At 64.3% G+C, this 26,025-nt stretch carries 19 protein-coding genes; 12 read left to right on the top strand and 7 right to left on the bottom strand.

From position 1 onward, the window contains the following. Window positions 1-3 precede the first annotated feature (3 nt). Window positions 4-963, bottom strand: coding sequence for a Bug family tripartite tricarboxylate transporter substrate binding protein (locus tag E2I15_RS27355; protein ID WP_137480995.1), 960 nt, complete (start codon window positions 961-963; stop codon window positions 4-6). Window positions 964-1,099: 136 nt separating this feature from the next. On the opposite strand from E2I15_RS27355, the gene E2I15_RS27350 reads away from it, so the two are divergent. From E2I15_RS27350 to E2I15_RS27340, 3 genes are all read left to right on the top strand, one after another. Then, entirely contained in the window at window positions 1,100-1,489 is a 390-nt protein-coding gene (locus E2I15_RS27350) for a carboxymuconolactone decarboxylase family protein (protein ID WP_137480996.1), read from the top strand. 60 nt (window positions 1,490-1,549) lie between these two features. Continuing rightward, window positions 1,550-2,911: a class-II fumarase/aspartase family protein gene (locus E2I15_RS27345; protein WP_137480997.1), complete on the top strand. Its 1,362-nt coding sequence runs from the start codon at window positions 1,550-1,552 to the stop codon at window positions 2,909-2,911. Between the two features lie 114 nt (window positions 2,912-3,025). After that, window positions 3,026-4,282, top strand: a complete 1,257-nt coding sequence (locus tag E2I15_RS27340; protein WP_137480998.1) for an aminopeptidase — start codon at window positions 3,026-3,028, stop codon at window positions 4,280-4,282. A 188-nt stretch (window positions 4,283-4,470) separates the two neighbouring features. Here the strand turns inward: E2I15_RS27340 and E2I15_RS27335 are convergent, their stop codons facing one another. From E2I15_RS27335 to E2I15_RS27325, 3 genes are read right to left on the bottom strand one after another with little or no spacing between them, the layout of a single operon-like run. Next, window positions 4,471-5,403, bottom strand: coding sequence for a GNAT family N-acetyltransferase (locus E2I15_RS27335; RefSeq protein WP_137480999.1), 933 nt, complete (start codon window positions 5,401-5,403; stop codon window positions 4,471-4,473). Window positions 5,404-5,414: 11 nt separating this feature from the next. After that, entirely contained in the window at window positions 5,415-6,467 is a 1,053-nt protein-coding gene (locus E2I15_RS27330) for an amidohydrolase family protein (protein WP_137481000.1), read from the bottom strand. A 43-nt stretch (window positions 6,468-6,510) separates the two neighbouring features. Beyond that, window positions 6,511-7,326 (bottom strand): MBL fold metallo-hydrolase, encoded by an 816-nt coding sequence (locus tag E2I15_RS27325; protein ID WP_137481001.1) that lies wholly within the window; start codon window positions 7,324-7,326, stop codon window positions 6,511-6,513. 184 nt (window positions 7,327-7,510) lie between these two features. Between E2I15_RS27325 and E2I15_RS27320 the strand changes: the two genes are divergently transcribed. Continuing rightward, window positions 7,511-8,455 carry an alpha/beta fold hydrolase gene (locus E2I15_RS27320; protein WP_246668216.1) on the top strand — a complete coding sequence of 315 codons (945 nt, stop codon included), beginning with the start codon at window positions 7,511-7,513 and terminating at the stop codon, window positions 8,453-8,455. 90 nt (window positions 8,456-8,545) lie between these two features. On the opposite strand, the gene E2I15_RS27315 is transcribed toward E2I15_RS27320, so the two are convergent. Together E2I15_RS27315 and E2I15_RS27310 are read right to left on the bottom strand one after the other, a co-directional pair. Beyond that, entirely contained in the window at window positions 8,546-10,063 is a 1,518-nt protein-coding gene (locus E2I15_RS27315; RefSeq protein WP_137481002.1) for a permease, read from the bottom strand. Then, window positions 10,060-10,812, bottom strand: a complete 753-nt coding sequence (locus tag E2I15_RS27310; protein ID WP_137481003.1) for an ABC transporter ATP-binding protein — start codon at window positions 10,810-10,812, stop codon at window positions 10,060-10,062. The genes E2I15_RS27315 and E2I15_RS27310 overlap by 4 nt, the downstream gene beginning before the upstream one ends. Window positions 10,813-11,108: 296 nt before the next feature. Here E2I15_RS27310 and E2I15_RS27305 point away from each other — a divergent pair, with 296 nt between their 5' ends. From E2I15_RS27305 to E2I15_RS27280, 6 genes are all read left to right on the top strand, one after another. Then, on the top strand, window positions 11,109-11,984 hold the full coding sequence (locus E2I15_RS27305) for a branched-chain amino acid ABC transporter permease (RefSeq protein ID WP_018269126.1): 876 nt from the start codon (window positions 11,109-11,111) through the stop codon (window positions 11,982-11,984). Between the two features lie 10 nt (window positions 11,985-11,994). Next, a complete protein-coding gene (locus E2I15_RS27300; protein ID WP_137481004.1) occupies window positions 11,995-13,146 on the top strand; it encodes a branched-chain amino acid ABC transporter permease in 1,152 nt (383 codons plus the stop codon). Then, a complete protein-coding gene (locus tag E2I15_RS27295) occupies window positions 13,143-13,901 on the top strand; it encodes an ABC transporter ATP-binding protein (protein ID WP_028336610.1) in 759 nt (252 codons plus the stop codon). Before E2I15_RS27300 ends, E2I15_RS27295 begins: the two co-directional genes overlap by 4 nt. A 10-nt stretch (window positions 13,902-13,911) precedes the next feature. Further along, a complete protein-coding gene (locus E2I15_RS27290) occupies window positions 13,912-14,691 on the top strand; it encodes an ABC transporter ATP-binding protein (protein WP_137481005.1) in 780 nt (259 codons plus the stop codon). 140 nt (window positions 14,692-14,831) lie between these two features. Beyond that, a complete protein-coding gene (locus E2I15_RS27285; RefSeq protein ID WP_137481006.1) occupies window positions 14,832-16,670 on the top strand; it encodes an AMP-dependent synthetase/ligase in 1,839 nt (612 codons plus the stop codon). A 161-nt stretch (window positions 16,671-16,831) separates the two neighbouring features. Beyond that, window positions 16,832-18,031, top strand: a complete 1,200-nt coding sequence (locus E2I15_RS27280; RefSeq protein ID WP_137481007.1) for an ABC transporter substrate-binding protein — start codon at window positions 16,832-16,834, stop codon at window positions 18,029-18,031. A 149-nt stretch (window positions 18,032-18,180) separates the two neighbouring features. Here the strand turns inward: E2I15_RS27280 and E2I15_RS27275 are convergent, their stop codons facing one another. Next, entirely contained in the window at window positions 18,181-18,927 is a 747-nt protein-coding gene (locus E2I15_RS27275; protein WP_137481008.1) for a transglutaminase-like cysteine peptidase, read from the bottom strand. A gap of 594 nt (window positions 18,928-19,521) precedes the next feature. Here E2I15_RS27275 and E2I15_RS27270 point away from each other — a divergent pair. Further along, complete coding sequence (locus E2I15_RS27270; protein ID WP_137481009.1) at window positions 19,522-23,688, top strand: VCBS domain-containing protein; 4,167 nt, start codon at window positions 19,522-19,524, stop codon at window positions 23,686-23,688. 100 nt (window positions 23,689-23,788) lie between these two features. After that, entirely contained in the window at window positions 23,789-26,023 is a 2,235-nt protein-coding gene (locus E2I15_RS27265) for a CHASE2 domain-containing protein (RefSeq protein ID WP_137481010.1), read from the top strand. Window positions 26,024-26,025: the final 2 nt, after the last annotated feature.

Below are 26,025 nucleotides of genomic sequence, written 5' to 3'. Positions count from 1 at the left end.
GCTTTATTGCGGCTGGATGCCGGCCGCCTTAACCTCCGCCGACCAACGCACAACCTCGCTCCTGACGAAGGCGCCGAACTCGGCCGGCGCCAGCGGCGCCACCATCACGCCGACATCGGCGAGCTTCTTCCTCGTCTCCGACATCGCGAGGTATTTCGCACACTCGGCGTAGAGCTTGCTGACCACCGGTTCCGGTGTGCCGGCGGGCGCGAACAGGCCGTACCAGATCGTGGCCTCGAAGCCCGGCATCGCTTCGGCGAGTGCGGGCAGGCCGGGCGTCAGCTCGTTGCGGGTCGCCGACGTCACGGCGATGCCGCGCAAGGTGCCGCCCTGCATCTGCGGGATCGCGACCGAGAAATCGCCGAAGGTGAGATCGATCACCCCCGCCATCACGTCGGTCATCGCCTGCGGCACGCCGCGATAGGACGCCGCGATCAGCGACAGGCCGCCGCGCGAATGCAGCTGGGCGATCGAGATCTGCGAGGCGCCGGAGCCGTAGCCCGCGGTCAGATTGGGGTTGGCCTTGGCGTAGGCGAGGAACTGCGGCAGGTCCCTGGCCGCGAGCTTTGGATTGACCAGCAGCACCATCGCCGTGGTGGTGGTGCGGATCACCGGCGCGAAATCCTTCACCGGGTCGTAGGGCAGGCTCTTCAGCGTCGCGACGTTGCTGGCATGGGTGGTGTTGGTGCCCATCAACAACGTGTAGCCATCGGGCGCGCTGCGGGCGACCTCCTGGGCGCCGATGCTGCCGAGCGCGCCGGCGCGGTTCTCGATCAGCACGGTCTGGCCGAAGGCGTCCTGCAGATGCTGGCCGACCAGCCGCGCGACATTGTCGGGACCGGCGCCGGCCGGGAACGGCACGATGATCTTGAGCGGCCGTTGCGGGAAATCGTCGGCCGCGAAAGCCGGCAGGACCGGAAGCGTCGCAAGCAGGACGACGAGCAGCCCCAGCCGTAGCTTCATCCCGGTCCCCTCCCGTATCTGCTTTTGCAAATTTATACGGACAAATCAGTCAGAAAGGCAAGCGTCAGGCTTGCCGGAATGTTGAGGTGCGTCATATTTATCCGTATAAATAGCCCATTCAGGGAGCCCGACGACGATGGTGGACATCAGCGATCTCCATGCGCGCGGACTGCGCCGGCGGCAGAAGATGTTCGGCGAGGACGATGTCGCCAAGCGGATGGCCGCTGCCGGCGATTTCGGCACGCCGCTGCAAGACATCATCAACGCCTATGTCTATGGCGACGTCTGGGAGCGCAGCGGGCTGTCCGACCAGATCCGCAGCCTCGTGATGCTCGGCATCACCGCGGCGAGCAGCAAGCCCGCCGAGTTCCGCGTCCATGCCAAGGGCGCGCTGGCCAATGGCTGCACCGCCGCGCAGGTGCAGGACGTGCTGCTGCTGGTCGCGATGTATTGCGGCATTCCGGCCGCGATCGAGACCAGCAAGATCGCAGCCGAGGTGTTCGGCGAGGCGCCGCCGGAGGGGTAGGGCACAAGCCTCTGCCGTGATAGGGACGTTGCCGACCGCGACCGGCAACAGGATCTGCCCATGTCCGCCTTCCCGACCTCGACCACCGTGCTCGATTCCGTGTTGTTTCGCGATGCCTTCGGCACGCGCGAGATGCGCGAGGTGTTTTCCGACCTGCGGTTGATCGAGCGCTACGCCGAGGTCGAGGTCGCGCTGGCAAGGGCCGAGGCGCGCTGCGGTGTGATCCCGGCGGAAGCGGCCGCGGAGATCGCAAAACGGACCGATGTTGCCGCGCTCGATTTCGATCTGCTGCGGCAGGAGACCGACGTGGTCGGCTACCCGATCCTGCCGCTGGTGCATCAGATGGCGAAGCAGTGCGGCGAGGCCGGCCGCTATGTGCATTGGGGCGCGACCACGCAGGACATCATGGACACCGCCGTGGTGCTGCAGCTGCGCGATGGTCTCAAGATCATCGAGGACGACATCGCCGCGCTGCGCGGCATCCTCGCCGATCTCTCGAAAACATACCGCGACACGCCGATGGCCGGGCGTACCCATCTGCAGCAGGCGCTGCCGGTGACGTTCGGCTACAAGACCGCGATCTGGCTCGCCGCCTTCGATCGCCACGCCGTGCGGCTGGTGGAGCTGAAGCCGCGCGTGCTGGTCGGCCAGTTCGCCGGTGCCGCCGGCACGCTGGCTTCGCTCGGCGACAAGGGTTTCGAGGTCCAGCAGGCGCTATGCGAGGAGCTCGGGCTCGGCGTGCCCGTCTCCACCTGGCATGTCGCGCGCGACGGTCTGGCTGAAGCGGTGAATTTCCTTGCGCTGGTCACGGGCACGCTCGGCAAGATCGCGCTCGACATCATGATCATGGCGTCGACCGAGTTCGCGGAAGTCTACGAGCCGTTCGTGAAGGGGCGCGGCGCGTCCTCGACCATGCCGCAGAAGCGCAACCCGATCTCGTCGGAGCTGATGCTCGCCGCCGCCAAGGCGGTGCGCCAGCATGCCGGCCTGATGCTGGACGCGATGGTGCAGGATTTCGAGCGCGCCACCGGTCCGTGGCACGCCGAATGGATGGCGATCCCGGAAAGCTTCGTGCTGACCGCGGGCGCGCTGCACCAGGCGAGGTTCGCGCTTGGCGGCCTGATCGTCGACGAGCAGCGGATGGCCGACAATCTCGACATCAGCCGCGGGCTGATCGTGGCCGAAGCCGTGATGATGGGCCTCGCGCCTTCGATCGGCCGGCAGGAGGCGCATGACGTGGTCTATGACGCCTGCCGCGTCGCCAACGACAAGGGCCTGACGCTGGCCGAGGCGCTGGCCGCGGATGATCGCGTCGCCAGCCGGATCGATCGCGCGACGATCGACCGCCTCACCGCGCCGAAAAACTATCTCGGCCTCGCGCCCGAGATGGTCGACCGGGTGCTGGGCTCGGTGAAGCGGTAAAATTCGAGGCAATTGCTCGCCGTCGCGTGATCGGGCGCAGCGGGCAGGAACCTTGCGGATGCGGATCGAATTGGACTACGAATCCCGAGAGTTCCTCAAACGACACGGCGCTTCATGACCGCACATCAACGCAACCTTTCCGCCTCGATCGATCCCGTCAAGCTCGATCGGCTCGCCGAAGTCGCGATCAAGGTCGGCCTGCAGCTGCAGCCGGGGCAGGATCTCTTGCTGACCGCGCCTGCCGCGGCGATGCCGCTGGTGCGGCGGGTGGTGGAGCATGCCTACAAGGCCGGTGCCGGTCTCGTGACCCCGTTCTTCTCGGACGAGGAGCTCACGCTGGCGCGCTACCGTTACGGCAACGATGCGAGTTTTGATCGCGCCGCAAGCTGGCTCTATGAGGGCATGGCGAAGGCGTTCGGCGCCAACACCGCGCGGCTTGCGATCGTCGGCGACAATCCGATGCTGCTGTCGGGCGAAGACCCGGTCAAGGTGGCGCGCGCCAGCAAGGCCAATTCGATTGCCTACCAGCCGGCGCTGGAGAAGATCGTCAATTTCGACACCAACTGGAACATCATCGCCTATCCGAGCACGTCCTGGGCCAAGCAGGTGTTCCCCGACGATGCCGAGGACGTCGCGGTGGCCAAGCTTGCGGACGCAATCTTTGCCGCCTCCCGGGTCGATCAGGACGGCGCCGTCGCGGCCTGGGCACAGCACAATGCGAAGCTCCGCGAGCGCACCGAATGGCTGAACGGCCAGCGCTTCCACGCGCTGAAATATTCCGGACCCGGCATGGACCTCATGATCGGCCTTGCCGACGGTCATGAATGGGAAGGCGGAGCGTCGACCGCCAAGAACGGTATCGTCTGCAATGCCAACATCCCGACCGAGGAAGTCTTCACCACGCCGCACTGCCGCCGCGTCTCAGGCCACGTCGTCAGTTCCAAGCCGCTGTCCTATCAGGGCACGCTGATCGACAATATTTCGGTCAAGTTCGAGGAAGGCCGCATCGTCGAGGCCAAGGCCTCGCGCGGCGAGGAAGTGCTGAAGAAGGTGCTAGACACCGACGAGGGCGCGCGCCGCCTCGGCGAGGTCGCGCTGGTGCCGCATTCCTCGCCGATTTCGAAGAGCGGGCTATTGTTCTTCAATACGCTGTTCGACGAGAACGCCGCCTCCCACATCGCGCTCGGCCAGTGCTACTCGAAATGCTTCGTTAATGGCGACAAGCTGACGCCGCAGCAGATCGCCGAGCAGGGCGGCAACAAGAGCCTGATCCATATCGACTGGATGATCGGCTCCGCCCACACCGACATCGACGGCATCCACGCCGACGGCCGCAGTGTGCCGGTGTTCCGCAAGGGTGAGTGGGCGTAACGGGCGACTGCCCACTCAGTCCCGTCATCCCCGCGCAAAGGCTTCGCCTTTGTCGCCGGAGGTGCGAGCGGAGCGAGCCTCAAGAGATGCACGGCCCCGCCGGTGGCCGTCGACCCTTCGAGACGCGCTACGCGCTCCTCAGGGTGACGGGCCTAAATTTGCTGTTGTCGGACTTGTGCTGCAGGGCTCTACTGAAACCGCCGCTCGCGCGCGGCGATCAGCTCGCGTCGCGGCGCGCTGAAGCGGCAGGTCTCGTGCTGGGGCCGGAAGCCGAGCCGGCGATAGATCTTCAGCGCGGGCGCGTTGCGGCTCGAGACGTTGAGCCAGCAGGGGTGCTCGATCGAGACGTCGTGCGCAGCCAGCACACGATAGACCAATAGCTGGCCGAGCCCGCGTCCCTGCCGCACCGGATCGACGGCGACCGACTCGATCCACATCGAGTTCCGCTCGGACTCGGTCAGGCAGAAGCCCGACATCTGGCCATCCTCCGACGCAATCCAGACTTCGCTCTCGGTCAGGACCTGCGCCATCTCCTCCGGCGAATACAGGCGGAAGGCGGCGTCCGAGGCATAGGCGGCATTGTGGATGCGCGCGACCTCGCCCGCGCAGGCGGTGACGTCGCTGACCTGCTCGATGGTGGCGCGCGCAGCCGCGAGCGTGCGCGCCGGCTGCAACGGCTCGACGCACTTCATCCCGATCTCGGACTCGACATGAACAAAGCCGAAGGTAGCGACGAAGGCCATACCCGCAGGCCAGTCGCTGCTCACCAGCGTCTGCACGGTGAGACCGGGATCGGCGTCGATCGCAAGCACCTCGTCGAACAGCGCGAGGCCAATCCGGTGGCGCCGCATCTCGGGCGCCACGACGATCTTGAGGAATCGGGAATGGTGCGCGCCCTGGTCGCGCAACGACGACTCGGCTAGGCCGCAGAGCGCGCCATCGCGCTCGGCGACACGGAAGTCCCGCCCGCCGCGGTTCTGCGGCAGCTTCAGGAACTGGTCCCATTGCGGCAGCGTGACAGGGCCTAGCCGCGGTTCCACCGCGGCTGCCTTTGCGTAAAGTTCGACCACCGCTTCCGCATCAGCCTCTCGAAGCGGCCGGATGGTGATGCCGTCATCCATGAGTCGGAAGCTTACCCGATATCGAGCCGATAGACATCCTTTGCCGTCTTCAAGAACAACGCCGTCTTTTCGGCTTCGCTATATTGTGATGCAAGCCGTTTAAAGGTGTTGAAGATGACCTGGTAACTGCATTGCCCCTTATCAGGTGGGAAGTTGCTCTCGAACATGCAACGGTCCGGACCGAACGCCTCGATGCAGGTCTCGACATAAGGCCGCCAGGCAGCGGCGAGTTCCTCCGACGAGGGCGGCCTGGGGCGGAGGTGGAAGTCGTAGCCGAGCAGGCACATCGCCAGCCCGCCGAGCTTGACCACCACATTCGGGCATTTGGCGATCTCCAGGATCGACGCCTTCCAGACCGGAAAGGTTTCCGCGCGCTTGCCGGCGAAGCGGCCGGTGCCGACCGGGCCGCCGCAATGGTCGAGAACGATCCTGGTATCGGGAAAGGCGCGAGCGAGGTCGGTCAGCTCGCCGATTTGCGGGTGGAACAACCAGGCATCGAAGCTGAGGCCGAGTGGCGCCAGGCAGGCGAACCCCCTACGAAAGGTGGAGTCCAGCAGAATGCCCTTCGGCCGGTTCGCGTACATGTGGGCGACGTCGGGGTCCTCGTCCCAGGCCGAGGAGTGGCGGATGCCGCGGAACCGGCCGTTGCCGGCGGCAATCTCCGCCTCCAGCACCGCCTTGGCCTGATCGCCGATCAGAAGGTTAACGTGGCTGACGATGCCGGCGCAGATCGCCGCCTTGCCGTAGCCGCCACTCGCCGCCATCGCGGCGACGCCGTTGGCGAACTCGACCTCGCCAACCGGACGGAACGCCTCCGGGCCGTCGGCGCGATACATCGATCGGCAATCGACATAGACGGTCGCCACGATGTTGTGGCCGGACGCGATGTCGTCGGACATCTCCTCGATCAGATAGCGCAAGCCCCCGCGATCCCAGAGATGGTGATGCGGATCGACGATCGGCCGGGCCGGATCGATGATCTCCTCGGTGTATTGGGCGAGCCAGTCTTCGCGCGGATTGGCATAAAGCCCGCTGGCGGAGGCGGGCAGAGTGCTGGCAACCATCGATTTTCACTCCCGTTTGGTTTTGCTTCTTCTTGAAGAGACGTCACACCCCGTCGAGGATGATCACCGTCGGCGTCGCCGGCAGGGTGTCGCGCGAGATCCGCAGGGTGCGCTCGCCGCCGCGGCGATCGATCTCGAACTGCTGGCCGATCAGGCGCATGAACTCGTCGAGCGGGGTGGCGAAGCGGTGCATCGGCAGCACGACGGCGGCGCGCAATCGCCTGGTGATCTCGGAGATGCCGTCGAGCGACATCGTATAGGTGCCGTCGATCGGCACCATCACGATGTCGAGCCGGCCGATCGCGGCGAAATGGCTGTCGTCGAGCTTGACGTGGAGGTGGCCGAGATGACCGATGCAGAGGCCGGCGACCTCGAAGATGAAGATCGAATTGCCGTCCTTGATCATCTCGCCGCCGGAGTCTTCGCCCCAGTAGCGGCGGATGTCGGTGGTGACATTGCGGATATAGACGTCGCCAATCCGCTCAGCGTAATGCGCGGCCTGGCCGTTCTCGCCCCAGCCATGCAGCACGTGGGGAATCTTGGGGTCGGGAAACAGCGTGTAGTGGGTCGCGTGGGCCCGGTTCATGGTCGCGACGTCGGGCAGCCGCCCGGTCCGATAGACGCCGTTATAGTCGGTCGCGATCCGGATGCCGCCGGGCGTGTCGATATAGTAGGTCGAATGGCCGGCATAGGTGATCGCGACCTCGTCGGCTTTGGCTGCGACGCGCCGGTAGTTCACCGGGAGGGCGCGCGGCGGCGCATTGGCCATCGCCAGGCATTCGCTGCGCTGGGCATCCTGCGCGAAGGCGTGGCTGGTGAACGTTCCCAGCAAGACGAGCGCGGCGAGCAATCTCAGCATGATGTGTTCCGCCTTCTTCCGCCTTCGGCGATATCCGCCGAGGTGAGATTATCGCGCAATCGGCGCGCCGTCATGATGAGGTCGGCGCATCGCTCCATGGCGCTGATTGCAACGCGATCCAGCGGATTGTTGCGTCGAGACGCGCTAGGATGCCGCGCAGACAACCAGGATCAGGGAGTTATGCGTGACTGACACTGCCTCCGCGCCGCGCGCGCCTTCGACCAGGCGGCTCGAACCATTGCGCCATGTCGACGCAGGCGTGCTCAACATCGCGTATTACGAGGCTGGTCCGGCCGAGGGGCCGGCCGTGATGCTGATGCATGGCTTCCCCTACGACATCCACTCCTATGTGGACGTTGCGCCTGCGCTGGCGGCGCAGGGTTGTCGGGTCATCGTGCCCTATCTGCGCGGCTACGGACCGACGGCCTTCCGCGACAAGGCAACGCCGCGGTCGGGCGAGCAGGCGGCGGTCGGCGCCGACATGATGGCGCTGATGGACGCGCTCGGCATCGAGCGCGCGGTGTTCGCCGGTTATGACTGGGGCGGCCGCGCCGCATCGATCGGTGCGGCGCTGTGGCCGGAAAGGTGCATCGGCCTCGTCTGCACCAACGGCTACATGATCCAGGACATCGCGCATGCGATGGTGCCGGCGCCGCCGGATCGCGAGGTGGCGCTGTGGTACCAGTACTATTTCCAGCTTGAGCGAGGGCGGGCGGGGCTCGCCGCCCACCGGCGCGGCATCGCCAAAATCCTGTGGTCGCAATGGTCGCCGAGCTGGGCGTTCGACGACGCCTGCTTCGAGCGGACTGCGGTCGCGTTCGACAATCCTGACTATGTCGACGTCGTGATCCACAGTTATCGGCACCGTTACGGCGTTGTCGATGGGGATCCCCAATATGCGGATTTGCAGCGGCGGCTGGACGCGTTGCCTGTCATCAGGGTTCCCGCCATCACGCTCGACGGCGCCGACGACGGTGTGACGTTCGCGACCGACGGCAGTCGCACCGCGGCAAAGTACACTGGCCGCCTGGCCCATCGCCTGATTCCGCATGCCGGCCACAATCTGCCGCAGGAAGCGCCGGAGGTGTTTGCCGCCGCGGTGCTGGAGGTGATGAAGGCTAAAGCATGATCCGGAAAAGTGCGAAGCGGTTTTCCGAAAAGATCATGCTCAAACAAGGAACCAAAGCGCGGTGATGATTCAACCTAATCTCATCGCGCTTTAGCGCCGCGGGCTGATCTTCCAGGCGATCGCAAGCGTCAGCAGCGTCAGAATGCTGCTGACCAGCGCGGCCGTCGGGATTGTCAGGGCCAGCGCCGCGGTTGCGGCCCAGCCGATCGAGGAGAAGGCTTCCGCGAAAGTGGCGATGCGCGAGGAGGTCTGACGCCGGCGGAATTGGCTGCGCTTGGCCTGCGCGCGGAACCAGAGCTGGACGGCGGCGGCGGATGTGGTCGCAATGATGATTGCGATCGCCGTGACCGCGGCCTGCCCTGGCGAGGCAAACGCCAGCGCGGTCACCAGCGGGGCGAAGACCACGGCGATTGCGATCAGGACCACCTCGACCTTGGCACGGGTCACGCGTGACGGCGGCAGCGGCGCGGTCGCCACCAGATCGGGCGCGTCCTCGCCGGAGATGGTCAGCCAGGCGAGGCCGCCCGCGAGCTGGCCTGCGGCCATGACGATGACGGGCGTAATCAGCACGATCGCGGTCGACGTACCGGAGAAGCTGCGCCACAGCATCAGCGCCGGCGGCAGCAGATAGAGCATCTGCATCAGGCTCTGCGACAGCAGCCACGGATCGCGGCGCAGCAGCAAAAATTCCTTGCGCCGCAGCGCCTGCTGCCGCGAGCCCGCCCGGAACGCGCGGGCGCGTCCCCGCGTCACCGCAGCCGGATTGGCGGCGACGCTGGCGACCGTATCGGCAAACCGCGGTGCGAATATCGCCATCACGCCGCCGAGCATCACCAACGCCGCAGCGAGCAACAGCATCATGATTTCGAGGTCGCCGAGCGATGCCCGCGCCGGCCACCACAGCAGGCTGTCGGGGGCGGGGGCAATTCGCGCCGCGGTTTCCGAGGTCAGAAAGGCAAAGCGCGACAGCGTGCCGTAGGACAGCACGGCCACGACCTGCAGCGCGATGACGAAGCCCGCACCGATCACGGCGGAGACGACCTGCGCCACCAGCCGTGTTCGGCTCGGCCCGATCAGGCGGAACAGGAACGCGGTGACGGCGATCGCGGTGGCGGCCGCCGACAGCCCGATCGCAAGGACGACGCCGAAGCCGGCGAGCCAGCGCGGGCCGCCGAGATAGACCAGCACGTCGATGAACGGCGTCGACAGCAACAGCGCCATGCTGCTCACCGTCAGCGCGATCGCGGCGATCCGGATCGAGAAGATGTTGGTGAGCTTTGCCGGTGACGACATGATCAAATCGAGATCGGCGCGGGCGTAGAATACGCGCGTCACCGACTCGATCGCCTGCGAGAGCATCAGCGCCCAGGCCAGGAAGATCGTCGCGGTCAGCACGATCAGGGACGACGGGTCGAGCGGAAACCGCAGGTCGGCATAGCGGCTGACCACGGCATAAGCCGGCAGATGCAGGATCGCCGCGAAGCTCAAGAGGCCGATCACGGCGCGATTGCGCCGGCGCCGGCCGCCGGTCATCATCGCCAGCCATTCGCGCCACGCCAGGCGGAATTCGTGGCGCGCGAACCAGGTGAGATGGGCGACCGAGCTCACGCGGCCGCCGCTTCGGTATCGACCAGCGCGATGAACATATCCTCGAGGGTGGTGTCGTTGCGGCCGTTCTGCTCGCGCAGCTCGGCCAGCGTGCCCTCGGCGATCAGCCTGCCGGCCGCGATCACGCCGATCCGGTCGGCCATCCGCTCGGCGACTTCGAGAATGTGGGTCGTCATGATCACGGTGCAGCCGGCGCGGACGCGCTCCTGCAGCAGCCCCTTGACGTGACGCGCCGACAGCGCGTCGAGGCCAGTCAGCGGTTCGTCGAGAATGATCAGGCGGGGATCGTGCACCAGCGCGCCGGCGAGCGCGACCTTCTGGCGCATGCCCTTGGAGAAGCCTTCGCAGCGCTCGTTGAGATGCGGCTCGAGCCCGAGGGACATCAGGAGATCTCGCGCCGAGCTCTCCGAGGTGCGCGGATCGATGCCCCAGAGGCCGGCGACGAATTCGAGATACTCCAGCGGAGTCAGCTTGTCGTAGATCATCGGCTCGTCGGACACCCAGGCCATGATCTGCTTGGCGGCGACCGGATCGGCGAGCGCGTCGATGCCGAGGATCGCCACCGAGCCGGCATCGGGCCGCAACAGCCCCGCCACCATGCGCAGCGTCGTGGTCTTGCCGGCGCCGTTCGGCCCGAGCAGCGCATAGAATTCGCCGACACGGATCGTGAGATCGAGCGCGTCGACCGCCGGGCGGTCAAAACGCTTGGTTAACCCTCGCACGGCGAGTGCGGACAGTTCAGGTGTCATGGCGTGGTGGCGATCCGGAAATTCGCTCGTCGGTTGCGCAAGCTTTGGACAAAAACCGTTTCGGTGCAGTGAATCGCACGGGGCAAATCAAAGGTGATATCCGTATTAGTCCGTGCTGCGGCAAATCTCCGCAAATGTGATGATACAGCGACAACAGCGGTTTGTTGACAGGGATCGGGCGTTTTGGCTCAATCGGGGCGGACATAGGCGGCTTTCAGCGCTCCAGACACAAGGGCGTGAAGGCGGGATGCAACGAGCGATCGGATAAGAATCGCCGGGCATCGGGGAGGGAAACGATGCTGGACTTTGTTCAGCAGCTCGTCAGCGGCATCGCGCTCGGCTGCGTTTACGGCCTGATCGCGCTCGGCTTCGTGCTGGTCTACAAGGCAACCGAGGTCGTCAATTTCGCGCAAGGCGATTTGATGATGCTGGGAGGCTTTTTCGCCTTCACCTTCATCGGCATGCTCGGGTTGAATTACTGGGTCGGGTTCGCCGGCGCGGTAATCTGCATGGCGCTGTTCGGCATGCTGGCCGAGCGGCTCGTGGTGCGGCCGATCCTCGGTTATCCGCAGTTCTCCATCATCATGGCGACGATCGGGCTCGGCTATTTCCTGCGCTCAATCTCCGGCATGATCTGGGGCACCGACGACTTCAAGATCGAGACGCCGTTCAGCCAGGGCGTGCTTCGGATCGGCAGCCTGGTGCTCGCCTACGACAAGCTGTCGGTGATCGCGGCGACCATCATCCTATGCGCGCTGCTCTATCTGTTCTTCAACCGCACCACGCTCGGCACCGCGATGCGCGCCAGCTCCGAGAACATGCTGGCTGCCTATTACATGGGCATTCCGGTCAAGCGGGTGGTCTCGATCGTCTGGGCGATCTCGGCCGCGGTCGCGACCTGCGCCGGCGTGCTGCTGGCGCCGATCACCTTCATTCATTCCAATGTCGGCCTGGTGCTGGGGTTGAAGGCGTTTCCGGCCGCGGTGCTCGGCGGCTTCGGCTCGATCCCGGGTGCTGTGGTCGGCGGCGTCCTGATCGGCGTGATCGAGAGCATGGCCGGCTTCTATTTGCCGCAGGGATGGAAGGACGTCGCGCCATACATCGTGCTGCTGGCGGTGCTGCTGCTCAAGCCCGAGGGCCTGTTTGGCCTTCATGTCCGGAAGAAAGTCTGAGGAGCGACACATGCGGTTTCTCTTCAAGACCGACTATGAAGACGACATCAAGCTGTTCCCACATTCGGGCTACATCTACTCCTACGGCCTGTTGCTGGCGGTGCTGCTGATCGCGCCCTACGTGCTCTCAAGCTATCTGATGAGCCAGCTGGTCTTCGTCTGCATCTACGCGACGGTCGGCGTCGGGCTCCTGATCCTGACCGGCTTCACCGGACAGGCCTCGCTCGGCCATGCCGCGTTTCTTGCGATCGGCGCCTACACCGCGGCCTATCTGCAGCAGTTCAATGTGCCGTTCCCGGTCTACTTCCTCGCCGCGGGGCTGTTGACCGGCGTGGTCGGCGCGCTGGTCGGATTTCCGGCGTTGCGGCTGCAGGGCATCTATCTGGTGATCGCGACGATCTCCTTTGCCTTCATCGTCGAGGAGATCCTGGCGCGCTGGGAAAGCGTCACCAACGGCAACGAGGGCATGCGGGTCAAGACCATGCAGCTGCTCGGCACGACCGTGTCGCGCGACGGCCCGACCTTCTATTACCTCTGTCTTGCGGTGCTGGTGCTGACCATCGTCGGCACGCTCAATCTGCTGCGCTCGCCGACCGGGCGCGCCTTCGTCGCGATCCGCGACAGCGAGACCGCGGCGCGCAGCATGGGCATCAATGTCGCGCTCTACAAGGTGAAGTCGTTCGCGATCTCGGCGGCGATCACCGGCTTTGCCGGCGTGCTGTTCGCGCACAAGCTCTCCTTCATCTCGCCCGAGATGTTCACGCTGCAGCTTTCGATCGAGTTCATCATCGTGACCCTGATCGGCGGCACGTTCAGCCTGCACGGCGCGGTGCTGGGCGCGATCTTCCTGGTCATGATCGATCCGTTCCTGACCTATCTGAAGGACGATATGCCCGGCGTGATCGGCGGCATTGCTGCGACCCTCGGCGCCGGCACCGAGCGCGCGGGCCACATCCAGGACGCCGTCGCAGCCTTCGCCTCCGCCAACGGACTGAAAGGCGCGATCTACGGCATCATCATCGTGCTGTTCGTGCTGTTTGAGCCGCTCGGACTCTACGGCCGCTGGCTCAAGATCAAGCTGTTCTTCCAGCTGTTCCCGCTCTACAAGCGCGCGACCTTCAAGCGGCAGAAGATCTATGTGAAATCGGAGCGGAACAGATGAGCTATTTCCGCGCCGAGAACCTGTCGCTGCATTTCGGGGGCCTCAAGGCGGTCGATGCGGTCAGCTTCGCGGTCGAGAAGGGCGAGATCCTGTCGATCATCGGGCCCAACGGTGCCGGCAAGAGTTCGATCTTCAACCTGATCTCGCGGATCTATCCGCCGACCTCCGGCAAGATCTTCTTCGAGGATCAGGACATCACCCAGGAGCCGGCCTACGATATCGCGAAACTCGGCATCGCCCGCACCTTCCAGAACATCGAGCTGTTCGAGAACGCGACCGTGCTGAGCAATCTCCTGGTCGGTCGCCATCGCCATTCCACCACCCGGCTGTGGCAGGAGCTGTTGTTCCTGCCGAGCGTCCGCGCCGGCGAGAAGGCGCATCGCCGCCGCGTCGAGCAGGTGATCGAGTTCCTTGATCTCGAGCCCTACCGCGACAAGCTGATCTCGGGACTGCCTTACGGCGTGCGCAAGGTGATCGAGCTGGCGCGGGCGCTGTGCTCGGAGCCGAAGCTGATCCTGCTCGACGAGCCGTCGTCAGGCCTCAATGTCGAGGAGACCGACGACATGTCGTTCTGGATCCGCGACATGAAGAGCGAGCTCGGCATCACGGTGCTGATGGTCGAGCACGACATGACGCTGGTCAACCGGGTCTCCGACCGCGTCATCGCGTTGAACTACGGCCGCGTGCTGGCGATGGGCTCGCCGTCCGAGGTGCAGCACCATCCCGACGTCGTCGCAGCGTATCTCGGCGCATGAGGATGATGCCATGAGCACAGCGGACATCATCCTGAAGCTCTCCAACATCGAGAGCTATTATGGGCCGATCATGGCGATCCGCGGCGTCAGCCTCGAGGTGCCGCGCGGCCGGATCGTGACGCTGCTCGGCGCCAACGGCGCCGGCAAGACCACGGTTCTGAAGACGATCTCCGGCATCCTCGACCCGCAGAAGGGCTCGATCGAATTCCTCGGCAAACCGATCCAGCGCATGGAGGCCGACCGGATCGTGCGGCTCGGTCTCAGCCACGTGCCGGAGGGGCGCGAGGTGTTTCCGTTCCTGTCGGTGCGCGAAAACCTGATGATGGGCGCCTATCTGCGCAAGGACCGCGACGGTGTGGCGCAGGACCTCGAGCGCGTCTACGGCTATTTTCCACGATTGAGGGAGCGGCTCGGCCAGCCCGCCGGGCAGCTTTCGGGCGGCGAGCAGCAAATGCTGGCGATCGGGCGGGCGCTGATGAACCGGCCGACCCTGCTGCTGCTCGATGAGCCGTCGCTCGGGCTGTCGCCGATCCTGGTGAAGGAGATCTTCACCATCATCCGCCGCGTCAATGAGGAGCAGGGCATGTCGATCCTGCTGGTCGAGCAGAATGCCAAGCTCGCGCTGGAGACGGCGCATTACGGCTATGTGCTGGAGATCGGCCGCGTCGTCATGAACGATACCTGCGAGCGGCTGATGAATTCGCCCGATATCCAGGAGTTCTATCTCGGCGCCAAGGAAGCCGGCGCGCGGGGCGAGCGGCGCTGGAAAAAGAAGAAGACGTGGCGTTGAGAAGGACTTGGTGCTGAAAATTGGCGCCGAGGAAGGTTTGGCACTGAAAGAGAGTTGGAGCTAGATTTAAGGCCTGTTTCGCCAACAAGACCGGCACGAGGGGCCGGCGGGCGAGACGGGCGGCAGAGGAGGGAGCGCGCATGGCAGGACCAGCGGTGCTGACGGTTGCCGACACGATCGCGAGGAGCTTTCTGCTCGCGGTTCAAACGCGTGGCGACAGGCCCGCGATCCGCGAGAAGAAGTTCGGCATCTGGCAACCGACCAGCTGGCGCGAATGGCTGCAGATTTCCAAGGACATCGCCTTCGGCCTGCATGCGACCGGCTTTCGCCCGGGCGACGTCGCCTCGATCATCGCCAACGCGGTGCCGGAATGGGTCTATGCCGACATGGGCATCCTGTGCGCCGGCGGCGTCTCGTCCGGGATCTATCCGACCGATTCGGCGGCGCAGGTCGAATACCTCATCAATGATTCCCGCACGCGGGTGATCTTCGTCGAGGACGAGGAGCAGCTCGACAAGGTGCTGACCTGCCGCTCGCGGTGTCCGACGCTGGAGAAGATCGTCGTGTTCGATATGGAGGGCCTCTCCGGCTTCTCCGATCCGATGGTGCTGTCGCTTGCCGAATTCACCGCGCTCGGCCGCAACCATGCCCAGGGCAGCGATGCCTTGTGGGACGAAATGACCGGCAGCCGCACCGCCTCCGATCTTGCGATCCTGGTCTACACCTCCGGCACCACGGGCCCGCCCAAGGGCGCGATGCACTCCAACCGCAGCGTGACGCACCAGATGCGCCACGCCAACGACCTCTACCCCTCGACCGACAGCGAGGAGCGGCTGGTGTTCCTGCCGCTCTGCCATGTCGCCGAGCGAGTCGGCGGCTATTACATTTCGCTCGCACTCGGCTCGGTGATGAATTTCGCCGAGAGCCCGGAGACGGTGCCGGACAATCTGCGCGAGGTGCAGCCGACCGCGTTCCTCGCGGTGCCCCGGATCTGGGAGAAGTTCTATTCCGGCATCACCATCGCGCTGAAGGATGCGACCCCGTTCCAGAACTGGATGTATGCCCGCGCGCTCGCGATCGGCAACCGGATGACCGAGTGCCGGCTGCAGGGCGAGGCGCCGCCCTTGTCGCTGCGGATCGCCAACCGCGCGGCCTATTGGCTGGTGTTCCGCAACATCCGCCGCATGCTCGGGCTCGACCGCTGCCGGATCGCATTGACCGGCGCCGCGCCGATCTCGCCGGATCTGATCCGCTGGTATCTCGCGCTCGGCATCGACATGCGTGAGGTCTACGGCCAGACCGAGAATTGCGGAGTCGCGACCATGATGCCGGCGGACCGCATCAAGCTCGGCTCGGTCGGCAAGGCCGCGCCTTGGGGCGAGGTGATGATCTGCCCGAAGGGCGAGATCCTGATCAAGGGCGACTTCCTGTTCATGGGTTATCTCAACCAGCCGGAGAAGACCGCCGAGACGATCGACGCGAAGGGCTGGCTGCACACCGGCGACGTCGGCACGATCGACAATGAAGGCTATGTCAAGATCACCGACCGGATGAAGGACATCATCATCACCTCCGGCGGCAAGAACATCACGCCGTCCGAGATCGAGAACCAGCTCAAATTCTCGCCCTATGTATCGGATGCGGTCGTGATCGGCGACAAGCGGCCGTATCTCACCTGCCTGATCATGATCGACCAGGAGAATGTCGAGAAATACGCCCAGGATCATGACATTCCCTTCACCAATTACGCGAGCCTGTGCCGCGCCCGCGAAATCCAGGATCTGATCCAGCGCGAGGTCGAGGCGGTCAATGTGAAGTTCGCGCGCGTCGAGACGGTCAAGAAATTCTATCTGATCGAGCGCCAGCTCACGCCCGAGGACGAGGAGCTGACGCCGACCATGAAGCTGAAGCGCAGTTTCGTGAACAAGCGCTACGCCGCCGAGATCGACGCCATGTATGGCGAACGCGCGGTGGCATAGGGCATGATCCGGAAAAGTGTGAAGCGGTTTTCCCTCGCGACAATCGCGCAGCGCTTGTGCGGAGATCATGCTCAAAGAAGGATTCGACGACGCCGAATTAGCGAAGGAGCGAGCCGGCCCGACCCTTCGCTCAACATGGGCCATGTAAGGAGGAGACTGCAATGTCGAAATCGCTGAAGGCGCTAGGCCTTGCGGTGAGCGCGTTGGCGCTGACCTGTCTGCCGGCCGCAGCCCAGACCAAGGTCACCAATGAAGGCATATCGCCGACCGAGATCGTGATCGGAACGCACCAGGACTTGTCCGGACCGATCAAGGTCTGGGGCGTTCCGGTGTCCAACGGCATGAAGATGGCGGTCGAGGAGATCAACGCCGGCGGCGGCATCAACGGCCGCAAGATCAAGATGATCCTGGAGGATAACGGCTACGATCCGAAGAAGGCGGTGCTGGCCTCGCAGAAGATGGTCGAGCGCGACAAGGTGTTCGCGATGATCGGACCGATGGGCTCGCCGACCGTGCTCGCCGCGCAGGACGTCCTGTTCGATGCGGGTGTGCTGCAGCTGTTCCCGCTGACGGCCGCCGAATTCACCTTCAAGTTCGATCCCGCCAAGCCGCAGGAGCGGTTGAAGTTCAACAACCTCCTGCCCTATGTCGAAAGCACGCGCGCCGCGCTCAAATACATGATGGAGTGGAAGAACTTCAAGAAGCCCTGCATCATGCATCAGGATGACGAGTACGGCAAAAACGTGCTCGACGGCTTCACCCAGCAGCTCGGCGCGATGAAGGTGCAGCCGGCCTCGGTCACGAGCTACAAGCGCGGCGCCTCCGATTTCTCGGCGCAGGTCGCCAAGATGAAGGCCGACGGCTGCGACCTCGTCGTGCTAGGCACCGTGATCCGCGAGACCATCGGCGCGATGAACGAGGCCAAGAAGCTCGGCTGGGACGTAACCTTCCTCGGCGCCACCCCGACCAACGTGCTCGAAGTGCCGGCGCTCGGCAAGGAAGCCGTCGAAGGGCTCTATGCGGCGTCGGGCTTCGAGATTCCCTACGAGGACACGGCCAAGGGCAAAGTGAAGGACTGGCTGGTGAACTACAAGAAGATGTTCAACACCGACGCCAACACCCAGGCGATCATCGGCTACAACGCGGTGATGACCTTCGCCTTCTACGCGCAGAAGGCGGGCAAGGATCTCACCGGCCAGAAGATGCTGGACTCGCTGGAGTCAGGCGACAAATTCCTCGACATCTTCAGCTCGCCGCCGACCAAGTTCTCCAAGACGGATCATCTCGCCAACACCATCACCCAGGTGCAGGAGGTCAAAGGCGGCCGCTGGGTTCTGGTGAAGGACAATTTGATGTTCTGAGCGGCATTCCTCGGGATCGTCGTTCCGGGATGGTGCGTCAGCACCAGACCGCAGGTGGGCAGTTGCGCACGGGGGAACCTCGAGAATCCCCAATTCGCAATTGCGAATTGGGGTTCGATGCTTCGCATCGCCCGGAATGACGCAGTCAGTTACCTCGCCGCCGGCCGCCACGCGGCCTCGGCGACGAGCGGGGCATCGACATAGCGGCTGACGCCATGCTGGTCGATCACGAAGGTCGGCCGAAAACTCCTGATGTCGGCGTCCTCGATCATCGCCATGCGGCGGTTGTCGAGCGTCAGCCAGCGGCCGTCGAGCCGCGCCGCGACCACCGCATGGTCCTCGCCGCCGACGAGGTCATGCAGGACGACGATCCGCAAATCTTCCGGCGCCACGCCGGCCTTGCGCAGCGCCACCAATTTCGCGATCGCATAGTCCTCGCAATCGCCGCTGCCGCGGGCGAGCGTGGCGAGCGGCGTCGCCCAGACGTCGGGCTCGCCATAAGCCACAAGATCGCTGCCCGGGCGGATCGCAAGGTTGATCGCGCGGTTGATTTCGCCGAGCCGGGCGCGACCCTGACGCGCCCGTCCGGCATCGACGATCGCCAGGAATCGCAGCGCCGCCGGCGACGCGCAACCCGCGCGGTCGCTCTCGCAGGCTGCCAGTTGCTCCAATTCGTCGGCGAGCTTGTGCTGCACGCCGAGCCATTTGTCGTACAGGCCGCCGTCGGCAAGCAGGCTGGTCGTCAGGCCGAACGGCTCGGTCGACTTTCTGATCAGCGTCGCCGGACCGGGCGAGAGCAGCGAAGCCGCATTGAGCTCGGCAACTGGCGCGGCCAGGGCCAGGCCGAAACCCAGCATGACGGCGCGCAGCGCAAGCGAGCGAAGCGAGAATCTCATCCGACACCCCCTGTCCGCTCATCGGCGGGTGGATATTGCACCGCGCACGCGACCGGATCGTTTCATGCCGGCCAGCATGACGAACGATCCCTTCGAATCGACTTAAGATGTGGGGAATCAGGGGAAGAGGCTAAAGGGCGCCTGCGTGGGGTCCCGAAAACTTTACCGGTTTGTGAAAGGAAGCGGCGAACCTTTTTCCACTGCTTTGCAACTCATCCTTGCCTCCTGGTTAACCCGGCCGGTCGCGCACGGGACTCGTGTGATTTGTAAGCTAAGTCACAGCTTTGGCCGGGAAATTGGGGTCAAATGCCCGCTCTGGGGTATGGGGGAATAGAGGCAAGTACAGAAATGCCAATCAATACCACGAATACGTGGCTCAGTACGTATCTTGGCTTAAATCCCACCTTATGGTACCGTCAAACGAATGCGAACTACACGGCTCTTCACAGGGTGAGCCAAGTCACATCCACTCAAACCGCACTACAGGACCACCTTGCGCAAGCACAGAGTGGTTTCGCCAAGCTTTATCCGATGATATGCAGACTTAATCATTCGGATATTTTAACAATATTAACTCTCGTGCGGTGATCCGCAGTGAACTTTGTCGAGAAATTCGACGGCCTGTCGCCGAACACGGACGCTTATGCCCGTGGATACGTGCACGTCGACAGCGTTTCCACGCATGCTCCGGCCGGCGCGATCATCGTCGACGACGGGCAATTGCTGTTCACCGGCGACTTCAAGCGGACCGGGCTCGATCTCGTCATCGCGAGGGACGATCGGGAACTCGTCCTGCACGACTATTTCAAGGGCGAGAAGCGCGCGCCGCTGGCGTCGCCTGACGGCGCGCATCTCACCGGCGATCTCGTCAGCGCACTCACCGGCTACACACAATATGCCCAGGCCGGCGGCGCGGCGGAGCCGGCCAAGGTCATCGGCCATGTCACCAAGCTGACCGGGAACGCCACGGCCATCCGCAATGGCGTCGCCATCGTCCTGAACCAGGGCGACAACGTCAACAAGGGTGACGTTGTGCAATCCGGCGGCGACTCGACGCTCGGCATCACCTTCATCGACGGCACCGTGTTCGGTCTCGGGCCGAACGCCAAGATGGTGCTGAACGAAATGATCTACGACCCGAACGGGTCGAGCAATTCGTCGCTGATGAGTCTGGTCTCGGGCACGATCTCCTTCGTGGCCGGCGCGACCGCCAAGCACGGCGACATGAAGGTCGATACTCCGGTTGCGACCATGGGCATCCGCGGCACCGCGGTGCTGGTCGAGATCGATTTCGACGTGCAGGGCACCGGCGGCGTGCCGCCGGCCAAATTCCAGGTGCTGGTCGAGCCCGATGGCAGCACCGGCTCCTACATCCTGTTCGACAAGACGACGCTCAATCCGATCGCGACCGTCGATCAGGCCGGCACCCAGACCATCGTCAACGGCCAGGGCAGCGTCAGCTTCGTCTCGTCGGCGCAACTGTCGACCGATGCGCAGAAGCTCATCTCCGACGTCTTCGCGCTGAAGTTCACCGACAACAACAATCCCAACACCAAGCTCACGACGAACTTCACGGACAGCGTCGTGCCGGTGTCGACCAGCTTCAAGCTCACCAGCAGCGACAGTGGCGCGCCGATCGTCATTCTGCTGACCTTCGTCAACACGACCGGACCTCAGGCCGGCGGCGCTCCCAACAGCAGGCTCGATCACATCCCGGGGCCGCCGCAAGTCGTGACCCAGGACGCGGTGTTTACCGAGCGGCCGGGGCTGACCCAAAGCGGGCTGTTCGACACAGCGACGGGCCAGATCAAATGGCTGGACCTCAATGTCGGTGACATACCGAGTGCGAAGGTCGACTATTCCGCGTTCAGCTACCGGGACGCCAACGGCAGCGACGTCACCTCATCGCTGACGGCTGCGCAGCTCGCGGCCATCAAGACGGTCGAGATCCCGTTGCTGCTCGAGCCCAATCCGAACAACAAGAATGCCGGTTCGGCGACCTGGACCTACAACCTTGCCGACAGCGCGTTCGACTTCCTGGCCGCCGGGGAAACGCTGACGCTGACCTATGTCGCGCGCGTCGACAATAATTTCGCGCCGAACAACGAGACCACATTCAAGACCTTCACGATCACGATCACCGGCACCAACGACACGCCGGCGGTGACGTCCTCGGCGCAGGCCGGTTCGATCACCGAACTCGCAGCAACGACGAATTCCGCCCAACCCGATACGGCGCACGGCACGCTGACGTTTACCGATGCGGATCTGACCGACACGCATACGGTCACCATCACCGGCGTCAGCGAGGCCGGCGTCACCACCGGACTTGCCAGCCATGCCACCGTGCTGAGCTGGCTGTCGCTGGGCGCGCTGACTGATTCGACCGATGGCGTGACGGGATCGCGCTCCTGGACGTTCTCGGCTGCCGACAGGAGCTTCGACTATCTCGCCACCGGCGAGACGCTGACGCTGACCTACACGGTCGAGATCGGCGACCATCAGGGTGGCGTCGTCACGCTGCCGGTCACCATCACGATCGTCGGCACCGACGACAGGCCGGTGATCACCTCACCGACCCAGGCGGCCGCCATCACTGAAGCCGAGGAGACGACCGGTTCGGTCGTGCCGGAGACCGCATCCGGTACCGTGACCTTCGTCGATGTCGACCTCAGCGACACCCACAGCGTCACCGTGGCCGGCGTCACCGAAACGGGCGTTACCACAGGGCTTCCCGATCAGGCGACGATACTGGGCTGGATGTCGCTCGGTACGCTGACGGATTCGACCGGCGGTGTAACCGGATCGCGCGCCTGGACCTTCTCGGCCGCCGACAGGAATTTCGACTATCTCGCCGTCGGCGAGACGTTGACGCTGACTTACCTGATCCAGGTCGACGACCACCACGGCGGTGTCGTGACCCAGCCCGTCACCATCACCATCACGGGCACCAACGACGCGCCGACGTTCACGTCGGAGCCGCCGACCGCCACGGTCCCCGAGATGATCGGCGAGACCGGATCGATCAAGCTCGACGTGGCCCAGGCCGCGGTGACATTTGCCGACGTCGATCTCAGCGACACCCACATCGTGTCGATCACCGCCGTCGCGGAATCCGGAACGACCACAGGCCTGCCCGAGGACGAGTCCACCATCCTGAACTGGCTCTCGCTGGGGACGCTGACCGATTCGACCGGCGGGGGCGCCGGATCCCGGGCCTGGACTTTCTCGGCCGCCGACCGCAATTTCGATTATCTTGCCGACGGTGAGACGCTGACGCTGACCTATACGGTCGAGGTCAATGACCATCATGGCGGCGTGATCAGCCAACCGGTGACGATCACGATTACCGGCAGCAATGACGCACCGATCGTCACGTCGGCGCCTCAGGCTGCCATCATCCCCGAACAACCCGATACGACCGGTTCATCGACGCTAGACAGCGCATCGGGCACCGTGACGTTCACCGATGTGGATCTTAGCGACACCCACACCATGACCATCACCGGCGTCGCCGAATCCGGGACGACCACGGGCCTGCCCGACGAGCCCGCGATCCTGAACTGGCTGTCGCTGGGGACGTTGACGGACGCGACCGGCGGTTCAACCGGATCGTCGATCTGGACCTTCTCGGCTGCGGACCAGAATTTCGACTATCTCGCCCTCGGCGAGACGCTGACGCTGACCTACACGATTCAGATCGACGACCACCATGGCGGCGTCGTCAACGAGCCCGTGACGATCACGATCGACGGCGCCAACGACGCGCCGACACTTGCCGACGTCAATGCCGGCACGCTCACCGATACCGCTGATAACGACACGTTCGGCACGCTGACCGGCACGCTGCATGGCAACGACGTCGACCATGGCGAAACCGCGACGCTGACTTATGCCGCGCTCAATTCGGACCACGCCGCGGTCACGCAGATCGCAGGCCTCTACGGCTCGCTGACCGTCAACCCGGACGGCACCTACAGCTATGTTCCCGATCCCGCCGCGATCAACGCCTTGGGCAAGGGTACCTATGCCGACACGTTCGATGTGGAGACGATCGACGCGCATGGCGCCGTCGGGACTGCGAAGCTGACGATCGACGTGATCGGCGCCAACGACACCCCCGTGATCCATACCGACAACGTCAGTATCACCGAACATCCCAACGGGACCGAGACGATCTCCGGACTGACCGTGACGGACGCCGATGCGACAGCCGACGAGACCTTCACCATGGCCGCGACGACGACGCCCGCTGCGGGCAGCAGCGTTGCGCCTTCGTCGCAGGAGGGGCTTCTCTCCAGCATCAACACAGCGCTTGGATCGTCGGGCCTCGTTTACAACCCCGGCCAGACACCGCCAGCGACCGACAAGATCGCGCTCTCCGTGACCGATGGCCATGGCGCAACCGATACGGTCAACCTGATCTTCAACGTCCAGCAGGATCCGCCGCAGCCGGTGACACTGACGGGGACCAGCGACAAGGACGTGTTCTTCGGGTCGGGGTACCAGGACAAGTTCGTGTTTGCGCCGAGCTTCAACCACGACACGATCCTGAACTTCACGCCAGGCGAGGACCAGATCGACCTGTCCACGGTCGTCTCGGCAAGCACCTTCAGTACCTGGTTCGATCAGCATGTTGCGACATCGCCGACGAACTCGGCGGATACGCTGATCACGGTCGACGGCGCAGACACGATCACATTGCACAATGTCGCGAAGGCGAGCCTGTCTCAGAACGACTTCATTATTCATTTTACGTGACGGACGCGCGGCGGTGTCGCCGCGGGTCTGGTCCGGCCGATTGTGCACTGCGCATGCTTGTTCGATTGGAACAATTCTGCGCGCGTGATATCCAGATGGCATGAAACGGCTGAAGGCGATACGCAGGTGGTTCGCACGGCGCTTCGGCTACGCGCGGCTGGTCTGCGTGGCGCTGTTGATCGGCATTGCCGCGCTGCGGATCGTGGATCCGGCTCCGGTCCAGGAGCTTCGCGTCAGGACGTTTGACACATTCCAGGCGCTGCAGCCGCGCCAGAAGACCGCGCGGCCCGTCACCATCGTCGACATCGACGAGAAGAGCCTCGCCGATCCCCGGCTCGGACAGTGGCCGTGGCCACGGACGCGGCTCGCCGACATCGTCACCAACCTCACCCGGCTCGGCGCCGTGGTGATCGCGTTCGACGCGGTGTTCTCCGAGCCGGACCGTCTCAACCCCGATATCGCCGCCGATACCTTCAGCAGCCTCGATGAGGAGATGCGCGCCAGGCTGCGGCAGCTGCCGAGCAACGACAGCATCATGGCCGAAGCCATCAAGAACTCGCGCGTGGTGCTCGGCGAATCCGGCGGGCCCAACGTGCGCGCCGACCTCAACGAAAAGCTTCCGGTCACCGGACTTGCGATGCTCGGCGAGGAGCCGCAGCCTTTCATGTTCATGTTCCCGGGGTTGCTGCGCAACGTGCCGGTGCTTGAGGAGGCGGCTGCCGGGCGTGGCCTGTTCACGATCAGGCCGGAGCGCGACGGTATCGTCAGGCGCGTGCCGATGATCATGGTGGCGCAGGGCATCACCATGCCGTCGCTGAGCTTCGAGATGCTGCGGGTGGCGAGCGGCTCGGGTACGATCCTGATCAAGGCCGACAAGGCCGGGATCAAGAGCCTGGGTCTCAAGGGCTTTGCGATCCCGACCGATCTCCACGGCCAGCTCTGGATCCACTACGCCCGCCGCGATCCCTCGATCTATGTCTCGGCCGTCGATGTGCTGGACGGGCGCGTCCCACCGGACCGAATTGCCGGCAAGCTGATCGTGATCGGCACCTCGGCGATCGGGCTGAACGACATCAAGACGACGCCGGTGACGCCGGCGATGCCTGGTGTCGAGGTTCATGCCCAGGTGCTGGAGAGCGCGCTGACCGGCGACGTCGTTTCGCAGCCGAATTACGGCATCGGCATCGAGTTCTTCGCCGCGTTGATCATGGGGCTCCTTGTCATCGCCTTCGCGCCGAAGTTCGGTCCGATCACGCTGGTCGCCGTCGGCGGAATGTTCGCCTCCGTGCTGATCGGCACGTCCTGGTATTTCTATTCCCAGCACCGGCTGCTGATCGACTTCACCTATCCGCTGATGTCGACCACGGCGATCTATCTCACGCTGATCTTCTCCGCCTTCGTGCGCGAGCAGCAGCAGCGCCGACAGATCAGGTCGCAATTCGTGCAGTACATGTCGCCCGCGCTGGTCGAGCAGCTGGCGCAGTCGCCGGAGCGGCTGGTGCTCGGCGGCGAGGAACGCGAGATGACCATTATGTTCTCGGACATGCGCGGTTTCACCTCGATCTCGGAAACCTACAAGAGCAATCCGCAGGGCCTCACGGCGCTGATGAACCGCTTCCTTACTCCGCTTTCCAACGCGATCCTCGCCCGCAAGGGCACCATCGACAAATATATGGGCGACGCCATCATGGCGTTCTGGAACGCGCCGCTCGACGACAAGCAGCACCAGCTCAACGCATGCGATGCGGCGCTCGACATGCTGGAGCGCGTCGACGACCTCAACCGTGAGCGGGAGCAGGAGGCGAAGGACGGTGGCCACGTCTATGTGCCGCTCAACATCGGAGTCGGTCTCAACACCGGCTTCTGCGTAGTCGGCAATATGGGCTCCGATGTGCGCTTCGACTATTCGGTGTTCGGCGACAGCGTCAATCTGGCCTCGCGGCTCGAGGGGCAGTCAAAGGAGTACGGCTTCCCGATCATCGTGGGATCGAAGACTGCGCTCGCGGTGAAGGAAAAGTTCGCGATCCTCGAGCTCGACTTCATCATGGTCAAGGGCAAGAAGGAGCCCGAGGTGATCTACGCGATTGCCGGCCGCGAGGATGTCGCGAACTCCGGCCGCTTCCAGCGGCTGCGCAACCTGACCATCGAGATGCTCGCCTGCTACCGCGGCCGCGATTGGGACGGCGCGCTCGCCGCGATCGAACGCGGCCGCAAGACCGACGAGGCGCAGACGCTGCAATATCTCTACCGCCTCTACGAGGCGCGCATCCACGCCTTCAAGAAGGAGCCGCCGCCCGACGACTGGAACGGCGCATTCGCGTTGACGACGAAATAGAC

The sequence above is a fragment of the Bradyrhizobium sp. BR2003 genome (genome assembly GCF_009720285.1).
Lineage (GTDB): Bacteria > Pseudomonadota > Alphaproteobacteria > Rhizobiales > Xanthobacteraceae > Bradyrhizobium > Bradyrhizobium elkanii.
This window is presented reverse-complemented; position numbering and strand designations above follow the sequence as displayed.

Excerpts from the sequence above, each read along its gene's own strand:
- E2I15_RS27340 (WP_137480998.1), top strand. The coding sequence starts at position 3,026 with ATGACCGCACATCAACGCAACCTTTCCGCCTCGATCGATCCCGTCAAG.
- E2I15_RS27285 (WP_137481006.1), top strand. The coding sequence starts at position 14,832 with ATGGCAGGACCAGCGGTGCTGACGGTTGCCGACACGATCGCGAGGAGC.
- E2I15_RS27350 (WP_137480996.1), top strand. The coding sequence starts at position 1,100 with ATGGTGGACATCAGCGATCTCCATGCGCGCGGACTGCGCCGGCGGCAG.
- E2I15_RS27310 (WP_137481003.1), bottom strand. The coding sequence starts at position 10,812 with ATGACACCTGAACTGTCCGCACTCGCCGTGCGAGGGTTAACCAAGCGT.
- E2I15_RS27280 (WP_137481007.1), top strand. The coding sequence starts at position 16,832 with ATGTCGAAATCGCTGAAGGCGCTAGGCCTTGCGGTGAGCGCGTTGGCG.
- E2I15_RS27325 (WP_137481001.1), bottom strand. The coding sequence starts at position 7,326 with ATGCTGAGATTGCTCGCCGCGCTCGTCTTGCTGGGAACGTTCACCAGC.
- E2I15_RS27275 (WP_137481008.1), bottom strand. The coding sequence starts at position 18,927 with ATGAGATTCTCGCTTCGCTCGCTTGCGCTGCGCGCCGTCATGCTGGGT.
- E2I15_RS27330 (WP_137481000.1), bottom strand. The coding sequence starts at position 6,467 with ATGGTTGCCAGCACTCTGCCCGCCTCCGCCAGCGGGCTTTATGCCAAT.
- E2I15_RS27265 (WP_137481010.1), top strand. The coding sequence starts at position 23,789 with ATGAAACGGCTGAAGGCGATACGCAGGTGGTTCGCACGGCGCTTCGGC.
- E2I15_RS27290 (WP_137481005.1), top strand. The coding sequence starts at position 13,912 with ATGAGCACAGCGGACATCATCCTGAAGCTCTCCAACATCGAGAGCTAT.
- E2I15_RS27355 (WP_137480995.1), bottom strand. The coding sequence starts at position 963 with ATGAAGCTACGGCTGGGGCTGCTCGTCGTCCTGCTTGCGACGCTTCCG.
- E2I15_RS27295 (WP_028336610.1), top strand. The coding sequence starts at position 13,143 with ATGAGCTATTTCCGCGCCGAGAACCTGTCGCTGCATTTCGGGGGCCTC.
- E2I15_RS27345 (WP_137480997.1), top strand. The coding sequence starts at position 1,550 with ATGTCCGCCTTCCCGACCTCGACCACCGTGCTCGATTCCGTGTTGTTT.
- E2I15_RS27300 (WP_137481004.1), top strand. The coding sequence starts at position 11,995 with ATGCGGTTTCTCTTCAAGACCGACTATGAAGACGACATCAAGCTGTTC.
- E2I15_RS27305 (WP_018269126.1), top strand. The coding sequence starts at position 11,109 with ATGCTGGACTTTGTTCAGCAGCTCGTCAGCGGCATCGCGCTCGGCTGC.
- E2I15_RS27335 (WP_137480999.1), bottom strand. The coding sequence starts at position 5,403 with ATGGATGACGGCATCACCATCCGGCCGCTTCGAGAGGCTGATGCGGAA.